This window comes from Shewanella sp. HL-SH2, assembly GCF_051164935.1.
In the GTDB taxonomy this organism is placed as follows: Bacteria; Pseudomonadota; Gammaproteobacteria; order Enterobacterales; family Shewanellaceae; genus Shewanella; species Shewanella glacialimarina.
The window spans coordinates 352,945-366,729 of sequence record NZ_CP195035.1; the positions used below are offsets into that span (position 1 = coordinate 352,945).

A 13,785-nucleotide genomic window follows, 5' to 3' on the forward strand; every position below is an offset into this window, starting at 1 on the left:
TAGCCCAATACTTCATGGGTGCTTATTGCCTGCCGCAGGCCGATGTATAGATGTTCCAACGAGACGCGGTAAACACAATTCTATCCCCATGACTTTAATAACAATAAAAAACTATCTTTACGCCGCAATATATAGCTAAGTTATTGACATATTTCAAAATATTGACACTTGCAAATAGAGTAATACTCGATACAGTAAGTTAACTTTTATGATCAGTTATACTTTTCCACACGACAACCTCACCCCACTAATTATAAGAAGGTCCATGATGAAAACAGCGAAAACCCTGATAGCGCTCTCCCTATCAAGCTTACTTGTCGCCTGTGGCGGCGGTGACGACACCCCAGCGGAGCAAATGGGAGTGTTTAGCTTAGGCGTGTCAGATAACCCAAGTGACGCTAAAGATGTGACTATCGCTTTTAAGCAAGTGGTACTGAAAGGCAGTACTGGCAGTATTTCATTTAACGTGTCTGACGATGGGGCATTAAAACAAGTCAATCTACTTGAATTTCAAGGTACTGCAGTTGAAACCTTAGTGAGCGGCCAAAGTATTCCTGTTGGCGAATACCAAATGTGTATTTACATGCAAAGAAGTGAAACGCCAAATGCCGATAGCTCTTATGTTAAAACCATGGATGATAATCTCCATGGTTTAACAACCAACAGCAATGGCTCTTGTGGCGGTGTTGGTGCAGACGATACTGATACTGGGCGTTTATTTTTTAATAAGAAATTTACTATTGCAGCCGGTACCAACAGCTTTGTTGCTGAATTTGACTTAAATAGCGGCTTACAAGACCCTAAAGGAAATAAAGACTACTGGACCCTAAAGCCAGCATCAGTGCAGCTATATAACAATGCAGAAGTCGGCGCAATTAAAGGCAATACCCCATCAGAACTTGTGACACAGTGCGAAGCTGCTGCCGGTGGCAGTATCTTTAGCCATGCAGCCTATTTATATTCCGCTGCAACTGCGCTTGATAATATGAGCGATTTTAGAAGTGATGCCGTTGTGGCGCCAAAAATTGCGCCTATTGCAGCTGCAAGAGTGAACGATATTATGGATCAAAGTAACCAAGTCATTGGCCAAGGCTATGAATTTGGTTTCGTCGTTGCTGGTAGCTACAGTGTGGGTTACACCTGTGTCGCTCAAAATGATGATCCTGATGCCAATAACAACCCAGACGATGTTGAGCTACCTTTCTTTATCCAAGCCGATATACAAGCAGTAACAGTAACCAATGGCACTGTAGCCGATGGCGATTTTGTTGTGGCGACTAGTCCATAATATTAATTGACTGGTTTGATGCCAGATAAAGTTGAATCACATACAAGGCATCCATAATGGATGCCTTTGAGTTAGGGTAGTTTTGCTGTCATTGCCCAGCCACTGCCTAAGTTGTGGCTGAATTTAAGCTGATCGACTTATGTAATATGCACGTATTGAATGATCAAATTTTTATGAGCAGAATCAACTATGCACTCAACCCATCATGTGACTCTAAGCTATTTAGGCTTATTACCTTTTTTGATTTTAACTGGCGGCTATTTCTTTAGCGAGACACCGTGGATACTGCAAGCTTTTGTTATTTATAGTGTCAGCATTTTAAGCTTTGTGGCAGGCAGTTTGTGGCAAGCTCCATTCAATATTCAAACAAAACAAGGCACAAAACATCAGCAAAATAACGTTGACCAGTTAGAAGAGTCGACAGCTCGAAGCCAGTCACTAACTCAGGCGTGGCTTGTCGTGCTGGTGACTTTACCTTTACCGCTTGGGGTGTGGGTTAGTGTTGAATTTAGCTTACTGTGGTTAGCTGGCAGTTTTGTTTGGCTATTATTGCTGCAAAAGCGGTTACCAAGTTGGGCGTTATTAAGCAAAGAGTACCAACAAATGCGGGCCAAAATAACCTCGGTAGTATTGGTGTGTCATTTATTAATGTGGGCGCAATTGAGCCATTTAGGAGTCGTTGCATGAATCAAATCAATCCAAAAGCACTGCTTTTAAGCAAATGGACGGCAACGTCGCCAGTGAATCGAGAAAAACATTTTGCCGTGACCGCCGTTGAATTTGATGACGATAAAAAAGTCATTCGCTGCGTCATTCAAGCGGTTTACAACAATAATGAATATGAGATTAATTGGCGTGATTTAAAGCAGCCTTCCCAGTGGCGCCAAGGCTGGTGTTAAATCTGGCATTAGCATCATGGAATTGACTGTGTCTTCTGCGTGATAGCAAATTATTTTCAAAGAGTTACCTATTAGATCTACAGGAATATCTTTATAAACCAACACTCTAGAGACCACTTAAATAGACTTACTTCATTGCTGCATTAACATATACATCAAATCTATTTTTCTTAGTCTCAATGGCCATTGAGGGCTTAACGCCATCTAAGTCTTCGGCGTAATCAGGGCGTTTGACTACCACGCGTTTAGTGGCCAGTGATATTGCTGGTTTGAGTAAGCTGTCGGCATCTAAGTCGGCGCCCACTAGGGTTTGAAATACGCGCATTTCTTTTTTCACTTGGGCAGACTTTTCACGGTGCGGGTACATAGGGTCAAGGTAGACAACATCAATTTCTGTGCCGCTAGCTTTGGCTGCATCGGCTAATGCGGTAATGCTGGAACCATGAAACAAGCTCATGCGCTCCGTCATCCAATCGCCTATTTCAGCATCTTCATAGGCGCGACGTAAACCGTCTTCTAATAATGCTGCGACCACTGGATGACGCTCAACCATAATCACCTTACAGCCTAAACTGGCCAGTACAAATGCATCACGGCCTAAGCCTGCTGTACCGTCTACCACGGTTGGGGTGACACCTTGCTTAAGGCCGACCGCTTTAGCAATTGACTGACCACGGCCACCGCCAAACTTGCGTCTATGGGCGACGGTACCCGTAACAAAATCGACCAGAATGCCGTCGAGTTTGGGCTCGTCACGTTTGTGTAAGGTTAATTGATTTTGCTCGAAACGCAGCTCAAAGGGTGCGCTTGGTTCATAGTGCAGTGACCATCGTTGGCAAATATCGACAAGGCTTGGGTATTGTTGATTGAAATAAATCGCGGTCACTGTATTGCCTACATTTAGGGTGAATAAGCCTATTATGCCAAAAGGCTACCGCAGTGAATACCTATACCGTGCTTAAGCTGATTGGTATTAGCCAAGATAAAACTTATAATGTGATTATCTTGCAGTCCACGCTGCTACTTTTTTTGGAATATCTCATGTTAAGTTACCGTCACGGTTATCACGCTGGCAATTATGCCGATGTACTAAAGCATTCAATGTTACTGCAAGTGCTTAAATTAATGCAGAAAAAAGATAAACCTTATGCCTATATTGATACCCATGCTGGTGCGGGTGCTTATTCATTAAATGATGAATTTGCTCAAAAAACCGGTGAATACTTAGACGGTGTGGCCAAACTGTGGGAGGCCAGCAACCTGCCAGCAGCATTAGCAGATTACGTCGAAGCCGTTAAAGTGTTTAACGCTGAATATGATCAGCTAACGGTTTACCCTGGCTCGCCCAGTTTTGTCGATGCCGAGTTACGTGAAAAAGACCGGATGCTATTACACGAGTTACACAGTACTGATCACGATTTATTAGCTGAATATTTTGTTAAAGATAGGCAAGTAAAAGTACTTAAAGGTGACGGTTTACAAGGTCTAATAGCTGCAGTGCCACCGCCAGAGCGCCGTGGGGTGATATTAATCGACCCAAGCTACGAGATTAAATCTGATTATGTTGATGTTGCGGAAACTATCATTAAAGCCCATAAGCGATTTTCGACTGGGGTGTATATGTTGTGGTATCCGGTAGTTCAGCGTGAGCAAACGGAATCTATGCTCAATTTACTTAAAAACAGCGGCATTAAAAATCAACTACGAGTAGAGCAAGCAATTAAACCTGACAGTAATGAATTTGGTATGACTGCGGCAGGGTTATGGATTATTAATCCGCCTTGGCAATTAGATGTAACCGCAAAAGAAACCCTTAACTACTTAGAGCGTCGTTTAGGTCATAGCGGCGGTAAAACGATAGTGAAGGTAGAAGTGCCAGAATAGTTGGCTATATAATGCTTTAGCACTTTATTAAAAAGCCCATGTAATTTGAATTACATGGGCTTTTAAATCATTTCAGTGCAGTTACATCGGCTTCCTAATCGCCATTTAACGTCCGAGAAAGTGCCCCTAATATCGCACTTAACGCTCCAACACTCACGTCCTTACGGGTATTATTACTTGATGAATGACTTTCAGGGCGAGACTCTGCTACTTCCCTCTTTTCTGCATTTTCATATGCACCAATAACAAAGTCGCTACCTGCATTTGTGGCCGTTCGTGCTGAACAAGCTGTTAGTAACGTTACCAATAGACATACCAGTAAAATCCTTCTACTCATAATCGTCCTTAACCTTAATCATTAAATTGGTTTAAAAAAATGCTCCAGCCGCACCCGGAAATACCACAGGGCTGACATTACCATTCGCTGCGACACTGGCAACACCAAACACATAATTATCTATTACCATATTTTTCAACATAAATTCATTTACAATGCCTACATAACGGCTGTGAGTCCATTCAGGCACTGTAGTTAATCGCCAATAAACTCGGTATCCAACCACCTCTTTATCCGCTGTTTTAGCCCAGTTGAGTGTGGTGCTAGGAGAAACTTGCCCCTTTATGCTGACACCTGATGGTGGCGCGGGAGCCCACGCCATTGACGCTAAGCTAATGGCATTTAGTGCGGTTAATTTTGCAGTAAAATCAAAATCAACGCCCTCAATCACATCACCATAATTAATGCCATTTTCAGTGCGAATATCTTGATGCTGACGATCATAATGCTCATTAGTTTCCATCACCCGCACGGCAGGAAAGCCCGCTTTGTTGAACGGTAAATGATGTCCACCACGGCCAAAACGGTCAAGCCGATACACTAACATGACATCTAAATTGGTCATGTACTGATCAACTAACGCTTTAATCTTGCGCGCCAAATTGCGTGACGCAGAGTCATTCTCGCCGCCACTGAAGTAGCGCTCTTTGGCTTCATCAGTGGTTTCAACAAAACGCACTCCTTCAGAAAACACCCGTACTGTAGAGTTATTCACCACGCCATTAATACCGGCAATATTACCGATCATGTCATTATTCAATACCGCTTGCACTTGCCAGCCCTGACTTTTAGCATAATTAGCTAAAATATCTCCGCCATATAGGCCCTGCTCTTCACCTGACAAGGCGGCATAGACGATAGTGCCGTTAAATTGATATTTCGATAACACCCTAGCCGCTTCAATTGCACCTGCAACGCCTGAGGCATTGTCATTGGCACCCGGTGAAACTGAGGTAGCATCTAATACGTCGGTGACTCGAGAATCGATATCGCCGCTCATCATCACCACACGCTTAGGGTCAGTTTTACCGCGCTGAATAGCGATGACATTAACCACTTCAGTTGGATTAGCAATGCGTTTGCCTTGCACAGCGTCACTGACGGTTATGACTTCTAAGCAGCCACCACAGTCTTTTGAAATATGATTAAACTCGGCCTCTATCCAACGCCTTGCCGCGCCTATGCCTTGGGTATCCGATTGAGTTTCAGACAAGGTATGACGGGTACCAAAGCTCACCAGTTTTCGCACATCTTGTTCTAGCCGGCTGGCCTGTGGCGCGGTAGCTATGTCATATAAGCGCACATCTTCTTGGGATGGTGCCGCATTTATTGCAGGAGCTTGTACGGCAGCGTTTGCATAACCTGAGGAAGATAAGCACAGGGCAGCAATGGCAACCGATAAAGAGGTAATAACGGGTGAAAAAGTCATAAACATTCCTTTAAATTTTAGCCATATGATTAGGCAGGGTTATTTATTGGTATTTTCTGTTGTATTAATGCCGTTGATGGCCATTTTTTTAGCTGAACTTATGTTTTATCAATCAACTCAGCTGGCTTTCCGATAGCGACTATAAAGAATTTTTACCCGTTGCACGTAGGCTTGTGTTTCAGGATATGGCGGTACACCATTGTATTGGGTAACCGTTGATGGACCTGAATTGTAGGCCGCACAAGCTAGGTCTATGTCACCATTAAATCGTGCTAATAACAGTGCCAAATAACGACTGCCACCGTTTATATTTTGCTCTGCTTGAAAGGCATCTAACACTTGCATGTCTTTGGCAGTGCCTGGCATTAATTGCATTAACCCCATAGCACCAGCTTTAGACACCACATTACTTCTAAAAGCTGACTCGGCATGAATAACAGCTCTGATGAGTGCAGGCTCAAGTTTATATCGTGATGCAGCAACGGCGACAAAACTGGCATAATCTTGGGTGAATAATGGGGTTTTATACCAATCAATGGTTGAATCAGGACGGCATGCATAGCATTCAAACAGTAACACACGGTAGTTAGTATGGTCTGGCTCAGTGTCACTGAATGCGGTAATACCATCTTTTTCATATTGATAGACTTTACGTTTTTCAACACCTAAGTCGGATAAAATACCGTGTTCTGAATAACTGGCTTTAAGCTGTTTTTTAGCAGGCTTGCTTAAATCAGGTTTAGCGAGTGGATAACTATTATCTAGCACCAGGGTTGATGTAATAGATTTATCCGCACCCTCTGCCCCTGGCGGAATAACAGCGAGCTCATTTAGGTCGGGAAACAAACTAAGATGCGCTTTATTAGCGGGTGTAGATTGAAGGTTGGGTTGATATACCGCTTTTATTACTGGTTTTTTTGTATTGTTTTCCGCAGTTTGATTGGCCAGTAACCCGGGACAAAAAACCAAGCTTGTCAGCACAATGCTGTGCAGTAACCGTTTTAGCTGTAACCGGTTTTCTATACTGCTTAACTGCAATATGCCACTCAACTCGATTAACCTACATCAGGTATGAGCTGGGGCATAACCGATACCTTGGCTAACTTGGCAACAATAGACCCCGGAAACATACCAACGCCTTGATTCAATTCAGTCACGGTTTGATTATAAAAATCAGCCACGTTTTGATAATCTAATTCTAATTGTAGATATTCATTCACCCGCTGCTCATCAAGATCATCGCCATGCAAAGCTGAAAATAAGCCTTTCTGCAGCATATCCATTTCAGACCAGACAGCTAAAGTAGTCGGTAAATGATGATCAATGCCCTGCGACCACAAGCTATTATCAGCCAGGGCGCGCAACTGCTGCCATTGATCAGCTTGCGCTTCATCCAAAGGTTGATGTTGTAAACTAACATCAGATAACTGGCTTAATAAAACTAAGCGAGCATCAATTTTTTGATTCAAAACAATCAGAGAATCAATCGCTGACTGACGTTTTTTGACTAGACTGGCGTACCATAGGTAGCAGAGAATAACAGCCAAGCTTACACTCAGCAGCAATGCTTGCATGATATTTTCCTTAATGATGATTTTTCTAATTCTTATCTAGCATAATAAGCATAATTTACTTTATATTTCACTTAAATCTCAGCGAAGTCACAACTATATTTATTACATCACAATGGCTAACAGTAACATTTGGTTGACAAAACAAACAATTTTATTGCATCTAACTCAATATCGTGACGAATTAAGTCATGACACAGCCACACTAAATGACAAGTTTAAAATCCAAACTAAAAAATATTAAAATCAGCCACTTAAACACGAATTACGGTGAGCAATTTTTAACCCACACCACAACAAATACTCTCTTATCATACAACAAATCCACTATAAAACGCTTACTTTTACCCGTTAAAGCAGTCATTTTTGCTCAAACCTAATTAACTCATAAATATAAATTAATTTTCAATTAACTCTGCCCCTGTAAGCTAATAAGTTGGCAAAACTATATCAACTATCCTGACGACCATGCTCACATCAATACATAAATGTATTAATGGCGATGAGGAAAAAGCCTAAATAAATCAAGGAACCACATGAGTCAATCAAACCAACCAAAGACTAAATCGCCTCAAACAGCCTCTGACATAGCCTCGTCCGGTGCCTTTGTACGATTTTTAAACATAGTAGAAAGACTCGGTAACTTATTACCCCACCCAATCACTTTATTCGCCATGTTCTGTGTCGCTGTGGTAATGATAAGCGGTATTGCGGGTTACTTTGAATTGTCGGTTGTTGACCCTAGACCAGAAGGCACCTCAGGCAGAAGTCCTGATGGTTTAATTCACGTAGTGAGCTTACTCAGCGCAGAAGGCTTACAACGTATTGTGTCAGGCTTAGTGACTAACTTTACCGGTTTTACACCATTGGGTACGGTACTGGTGGCATTACTTGGCGTAGGTATTGCCGAACGTTCTGGTTTGTTATCAGCGGCAATGCGTTTGTTAGTGATGGGATCATCAAAGCGCTTAGTCACTTACACTATTGTATTTGCAGGTATTATATCTAACACAGCGGCAGAGCTAGGCTATGTTGTCCTCATTCCTATGGCTGCAATGATATTCCATTCATTGGGCCGCCATCCTCTGGCGGGGCTAGCAGCGGCCTTTGCTGGTGTATCTGGCGGCTATAGCGCCAATCTTTTATTGGGTACTGTTGACCCTCTATTGTCAGGTATTACTGAAGCCGCAGCACAAATGATCGACCCTGAATACACAGTTGGCCCAGAAGTTAACTGGTACTTTATGTTTGCCTCCACGTTTTTAATTACCTTGCTAGGTGGTCTGGTAACAGAAAAAATTGTTGAACCTAAATTAGGTAAATATGACCCAAGTGAAGCTGGCGACTTAGATGACCAACCCATGGAGAACGTTAGTGATATTGAAAAGCGTGGCTTAAAAATGGCAGCCTTTGCTGCTGTCGCATTTTCTGCTTTATTAGCGTTAACTATTATTCCTGAAAATGGGCCATTACGTCACCCTGAAACGGGACTCGTAGCTGGCTCACCTTTCTTGAAAGGAATTGTGGCATTTATCTTTATCGGCTTTGCTATTCCAGGTTTAGTGTACGGTAAAGTCGTTGGCACCATGAAGAAGGATGTCGATGTCATCAATGCCATGTCACACAGTATGAGTACTATGGGTATGTACATAGTATTAGTCTTTTTTGCTGCTCAGTTTGTGGCGTTTTTTAATTGGACAAACTTAGGTGCGGTATTGGCTGTAGGTGGTGCGCAGGCATTAAATACCATTGGCTTAACAGGACCATTAGTATTTGTGTTATTTATTATGCTGTGTGGCGTGATCAACCTTATGCTAGGCAGCGCCTCTGCACAATGGGCTGTTACTGCGCCAATTTTTGTGCCCATGCTAATGCTCGTTGGTTATGCTCCAGAAACCATCCAAGCGGCATATCGAATTGGTGATTCAGTCACCAACCTTATCACTCCGATGATGAGCTACTTTGGACTTATTTTGGCGGTAGCTTGCCGTTATAAGAAAGATTTGGGGATCGGCACCTTAATTGCCACTATGCTGCCCTACAGTATCGTGTTCTTTATTGGCTGGACTATGTTCTTCTTCCTGTGGGTATTTGTATTAGGCATTCCAGTCGGCCCCAATGCTGCCACTTATTACACGCCGTAATAAATAACAGCATGGCACAATAATAAAAAACGCATCTGTGTAAGATGCGTTTTTTATTGGATGCTAGCAAATCAATGGGTGATCCGCTCGCGTTCAAATAACCATTAAAAATCGATTAATATCGATAAAACAGTCTCCAGTTTATTCTCTAATTCTTGCCATTCTGCATCTGGGTCGGACCCTGCGACTATGCCCGCGCCAGCAAATAAGGTAATTCGACGTGGCTCAATCAATGCACTGCGAATAGCGACTGAAAACTCAGATTCATAATGATTAAAATAGCCACAAGCTCCGGCATACCAACCGCGGGTGTAACCTTCACGCTGACGAATAAAGTTCAGTGCACTGTGGCGAGGCAACCCTCCTACCGCAGGAGTTGGGTGCAGCGCGCGTAATAGGTCAAAATCATTCACCCCAGCTTTTAACTCTGCTCGAATTGCGCGGTGTAAATGCTGAATATGGGTTAATTTAAATATTTTAGCTTGCTCGTCAGCACCGACATACTGACTAAGTGGTTTTAATTCACCCACGATATGCTGCCTAACCAGCTGGTTTTCATGACTGTTTTTAGCATCGTCTAATAACTGCTGCGCTAAAAAGTCATCTTCTTCCTGATTTAAACCTCGGGTCGTTGTGCCTGCTAGGGCTTCTGTAAATAACTCATTCTGGCGACGTAAATATAACCGTTCTGGTGAACATGATATAAATGTCCGTCCAGGACTAAATTGAAACCCAAACTGGAAGCTATTAGGATTACGCCCCTGCCAGCAAGCCAGTACAGTCCAGGGGTCAAGTGACTCAGCTATATCAATTTGTGTTTGTCGCGACAGCACAACTTTAGGGGTAGTTTGATTAAAATTATCTTGAGTCACTTGCTCAACTAACTCGCGCCACCGCTCTTGATTCGGTAAGTCACTGCGACTCATTAGTTGTGTTTTATTCGGCGGTGAAAGCGGTTTAGGCCGCTCTATTTTAGAGATTAAATCAAGCGCTTTTTGGCACTCTAACTCTCGATCTTGGCCATCGAAGTTTAAATTAAGTAAGATTTTTATTTTATGACCACTTCGTCTTAATTCTATACGAGGCAGAACAAACCGAACCCGTCCAAAGTCAGCCCAGCAGTCAACCGTACGGTCAAATGCTACCCCACCGTAGTAACGTAAGTCTTGGCTTGCGCCCTTACTCCGCTGTGCCTGGTAGTCTGCGGATAGTTGATGATCATCCACTTGGTCTTGATAATAGAATTGTTTACACATCCCAATAGCGGCAACTTCTTCTGCCTTGTCGCGGCCATGCCAATAAATACGTGGATACTGAGTTTGTGCACTCAACCAAGATAATAGCGGAACTGCTGGTGCTTCTACAGATAGTTGTACAATCGGCACGATATTAGGCGCCTGCATAACTTGGGCAAGTTTTTGCTTTAAGTCATTAAATTGTGAACTAAAAAAGTGACCAGACAATACCGACTCCTATTTATGCTGATAATTTAGATAAAGTTAATCAACCAAAGATTCAGTGTCAATCGTCAACTCTGCACGCTGTGATCTATAATTAATTAATATGCTAATATTGCAGAATGATGGTGTAAACTATTGCGCATGCTGTAACGTAAATCTTTAAGGTTTTTAACATTGACCCCAAGGAAGGCTCAACATTAAGCAGGCCAATATCACTTTAACTATTATATAAATTGTTAAGTGCATTTTTGACCTTGAGGGCGCTTGTCAAATGAGTGATTCAATAGAATCTTCAAACACTGTAAAAATTCCAGTCGCCAAACTAAACCTCGGTATGTTTGTGACGGCTATCGATCATGACAACAGCACTGTAGAAATTGCCAATGCCGGCCAAATAAAAAGCCGTGACGCTATTACAAAATTAGCTAACAGCAATATTAAATTTGTATGGGTAGATATTGACCGCTCATCAGACAGTTGCGGTCTAAAAAAAGTGCCTCCACAGCAAGTGCCTGGTAAACCACTGGCAAGAAAAGCCACTATTAGCCGTGATGCGCAACAAGTTCACGCCAAAAAACTTCTCAATGAAGCGAAAGGGTTAATCAAAAAAGTATTATCTGAAACCTTTGAAGGTAAAGCCGTTGAGGTTGGTCCTTTTGAAGCCGTTGCCGATAAAATGATTGAATCTGTGATGGATGATGCTGACGCCTTTAAATGTATTTCAGCGCTGCGCACCAAAGATGCTTATTTGCTGGAACACTCAATCAATGTCGCATTTCTATTAGTGACTTTCGGTAAACACCTCAAACTAGATATCGACACCCTGCGCCAAATGGCTGTTGGTGGTATTTTGCATGATATTGGCAAAGTGAAAGTCGATAATAAAATTTTGCATAAACCCGGAAAACTAACACCGGAAGAGTTTGAGCATATGAAACTGCATCAAGTGTATGCGGTTGAAATTATGGAAGACACCAAGGGTTTGTCGCAGATCAGTAAAGACGTATGCTTAATGCATCACGAAAAGCTAGATGGCCGGGGCTACCCGAAAGGTTTGAAAGGGGATGAACTTCCAATACATGGGCGAATGAGTTGTATTGTCGATATTTTTGACGCGCTAACTGCAGCACGTTGTTACAAAGAAGCCATGAGTCCGGCTGCTGCATTTAAAATCTTAATCAGCTTAACGCCCTTCCACTTAGATCAATCATTGGTTTACGAGTTTATCCGCTGTATTGGGATTTATCCTGTGGGATCACTGGTACAACTGTCAGATGAACGTGTCGGTATTGTCTGGGAAGCTAAAAACCGTGATGCACTACACCCTATAGTGAAATGTTTCTACTCGTTAAAACACAAACGCTATACCGATGTCACTATGGTGGATTTGCTAAAAGCTGACATTAACATTGAACGCGGTATCTCCCCAAGCGCACTAGATGTAGACCCTGCACCATTTTATTAATTCTTGATATTAATAAATCATATTAATGGTAAGTAATGTCCCCATACATGGGGGCAAGCTTAGCGAGTAAAGCATTGCGGGTTTGTATCGGAATATCGTTCAGCTGCATTGCTTTGGTTAAATGGCCGACAACAGCGTCAAAGTCAGCCTGGCTAATGTTCAACCCCTGATGCGCATTAAACATGCTCTCGCCTTGGTAGTCACACCCGCCCCCGGACACAACACATAAATGTTCGACTAATCTTTGCTTAAAAACACTAATATCCGTTTCACGAAAGTGATCAACTATGCGTTCATCTTGTGAAATTAGCTTTAAAAAATCATCGGTAATTAACTCAATACCGTGATAACCGCCAAGACGTTGGTAAAGTAGGTTTGTAGATGGTTTAGTAATAGAACAGCCTAAACATATCACTAACAAAACACTGCTAATTAGCATAATACCAATGTGTCTCATAACGCCCCCTCAACTGAGAGATACCAGCCTTTTTGTTGCTCAAAACCCGCAATATCACCTAAATCGGCATAAGCGGCTGTTACTGAAAAATGTTTATTCACAAACCATGCTAAAAAAATATCTTGCCAGTCGTCTTCTTTAGCAAAATCCAACTGATTGGGTTTCTGACGATACTCGTAACCTAGGGCAAGATCATCTCGTAATAAAACAGCTACTGAGCCCTCTAACATCAACTGATAGTCATTTGAATTCACACTACCAAAACCCAGTAAACCAATTTGATTCGCCTTAGTGGCTCGCACCGTAGCATTAAGTAATAAATTACGACCCGCTATCGCATCTAAAATCACCTTGCTAGAGGCTAAATAAATATCTAAACCTGAATCATCTTGCGCACCTACCGCGCTGGGCAAACCAAAATCGTCAACTTTTTTATACTGCATACCCACACTGATTTGTGGCATGGAACTATAAAGTAACTCGCCTGCAAGTTTATATTTTATCCCTAAAATATCTTGTCCAAGTTCACCACCTAATGAATCTAAACTAAATGTTTGTTTGGCTATGCTAAGTTCAAATTGATTATCATAACTGACGGATGCGCCCACGACATTAAGGGTAAAGTCATCAACTGCAACCTGAGTAGCCATTGCGGTTGCCGCCCACTCACCACTACTGCCATAACCGTTAATCACTGCCCAGGGAACAATACCGCCACCAGCTGTTCCCTCAATTTCACTGGCGCCACCCGTGGCAATAATTCTGCTCGATTCAGCATAACTATTGGGGATAAAAATCACACAGATAGATAAAGTTGCGGCAGATATGGCCTGTAAAATACGTTGCATGTT

14 protein-coding genes are annotated in these 13,785 nt (G+C 42.4%); 6 read left to right on the top strand and 8 right to left on the bottom strand.

The window, feature by feature from the left end:
- The first annotated feature begins 268 nt into the window (after window positions 1–268).
- The 3 genes from ACRWP9_RS01375 (at window position 269) to ACRWP9_RS01385 (ending at window position 2,187) form a co-directional block, all read left to right on the top strand.
- Window positions 269–1,288, top strand: coding sequence for a DUF4382 domain-containing protein (locus tag ACRWP9_RS01375; protein WP_434928889.1), 1,020 nt, complete (start codon window positions 269–271; stop codon window positions 1,286–1,288).
- A gap of 189 nt (window positions 1,289–1,477) precedes the next feature.
- A complete protein-coding gene (locus ACRWP9_RS01380; protein ID WP_434927535.1) occupies window positions 1,478–1,975 on the top strand; it encodes a DUF3429 domain-containing protein in 498 nt (165 codons plus the stop codon).
- Window positions 1,972–2,187: a TIGR02450 family Trp-rich protein gene (locus ACRWP9_RS01385; protein WP_226412539.1), complete on the top strand. Its 216-nt coding sequence runs from the start codon at window positions 1,972–1,974 to the stop codon at window positions 2,185–2,187. The genes ACRWP9_RS01380 and ACRWP9_RS01385 overlap by 4 nt, the downstream gene beginning before the upstream one ends.
- A 127-nt stretch (window positions 2,188–2,314) precedes the next feature.
- Here the strand turns inward: ACRWP9_RS01385 and ACRWP9_RS01390 are convergent, their stop codons facing one another.
- Entirely contained in the window at window positions 2,315–3,073 is a 759-nt protein-coding gene (locus ACRWP9_RS01390; RefSeq protein ID WP_434927536.1) for a class I SAM-dependent methyltransferase, read from the bottom strand.
- A 155-nt stretch (window positions 3,074–3,228) separates the two neighbouring features.
- Between ACRWP9_RS01390 and ACRWP9_RS01395 the strand changes: the two genes are divergently transcribed.
- Complete coding sequence (locus ACRWP9_RS01395) at window positions 3,229–4,071, top strand: 23S rRNA (adenine(2030)-N(6))-methyltransferase RlmJ (RefSeq protein ID WP_434928890.1); 843 nt, start codon at window positions 3,229–3,231, stop codon at window positions 4,069–4,071.
- Between the two features lie 94 nt (window positions 4,072–4,165).
- Here the strand turns inward: ACRWP9_RS01395 and ACRWP9_RS01400 are convergent, their stop codons facing one another.
- From ACRWP9_RS01400 to ACRWP9_RS01415, 4 genes are all read right to left on the bottom strand, one after another.
- A complete protein-coding gene (locus ACRWP9_RS01400; protein ID WP_434927537.1) occupies window positions 4,166–4,408 on the bottom strand; it encodes a hypothetical protein in 243 nt (80 codons plus the stop codon).
- A 31-nt stretch (window positions 4,409–4,439) separates the two neighbouring features.
- Entirely contained in the window at window positions 4,440–5,837 is a 1,398-nt protein-coding gene (locus ACRWP9_RS01405) for a M28 family peptidase (RefSeq protein ID WP_434927538.1), read from the bottom strand.
- 117 nt (window positions 5,838–5,954) lie between these two features.
- Entirely contained in the window at window positions 5,955–6,887 is a 933-nt protein-coding gene (locus ACRWP9_RS01410) for a lytic transglycosylase domain-containing protein (protein ID WP_434927539.1), read from the bottom strand.
- Window positions 6,888–6,892: 5 nt separating this feature from the next.
- Complete coding sequence (locus ACRWP9_RS01415) at window positions 6,893–7,411, bottom strand: hypothetical protein (RefSeq protein WP_434927540.1); 519 nt, start codon at window positions 7,409–7,411, stop codon at window positions 6,893–6,895.
- A 533-nt stretch (window positions 7,412–7,944) separates the two neighbouring features.
- Between ACRWP9_RS01415 and ACRWP9_RS01420 the strand changes: the two genes are divergently transcribed.
- Window positions 7,945–9,552 (top strand): AbgT family transporter, encoded by a 1,608-nt coding sequence (locus ACRWP9_RS01420; RefSeq protein ID WP_434927541.1) that lies wholly within the window; start codon window positions 7,945–7,947, stop codon window positions 9,550–9,552.
- A 104-nt stretch (window positions 9,553–9,656) separates the two neighbouring features.
- Here the strand turns inward: ACRWP9_RS01420 and ACRWP9_RS01425 are convergent, their stop codons facing one another.
- On the bottom strand, window positions 9,657–11,015 hold the full coding sequence (locus ACRWP9_RS01425) for an isochorismate synthase (RefSeq protein ID WP_434927542.1): 1,359 nt from the start codon (window positions 11,013–11,015) through the stop codon (window positions 9,657–9,659).
- A gap of 268 nt (window positions 11,016–11,283) precedes the next feature.
- On the opposite strand from ACRWP9_RS01425, the gene ACRWP9_RS01430 reads away from it, so the two are divergent.
- Complete coding sequence (locus tag ACRWP9_RS01430) at window positions 11,284–12,477, top strand: HD-GYP domain-containing protein (RefSeq protein ID WP_434927543.1); 1,194 nt, start codon at window positions 11,284–11,286, stop codon at window positions 12,475–12,477.
- 22 nt (window positions 12,478–12,499) lie between these two features.
- Here ACRWP9_RS01430 and ACRWP9_RS01435 read toward each other — a convergent pair whose 3' ends face one another.
- Together ACRWP9_RS01435 and ACRWP9_RS01440 are read right to left on the bottom strand one after the other, a co-directional pair.
- On the bottom strand, window positions 12,500–12,934 hold the full coding sequence (locus ACRWP9_RS01435) for a group I truncated hemoglobin (protein ID WP_434927544.1): 435 nt from the start codon (window positions 12,932–12,934) through the stop codon (window positions 12,500–12,502).
- On the bottom strand, window positions 12,931–13,782 hold the full coding sequence (locus tag ACRWP9_RS01440; RefSeq protein ID WP_434927545.1) for a DUF3034 family protein: 852 nt from the start codon (window positions 13,780–13,782) through the stop codon (window positions 12,931–12,933). The genes ACRWP9_RS01435 and ACRWP9_RS01440 overlap by 4 nt, the downstream gene beginning before the upstream one ends.
- Window positions 13,783–13,785 lie beyond the last annotated feature (3 nt).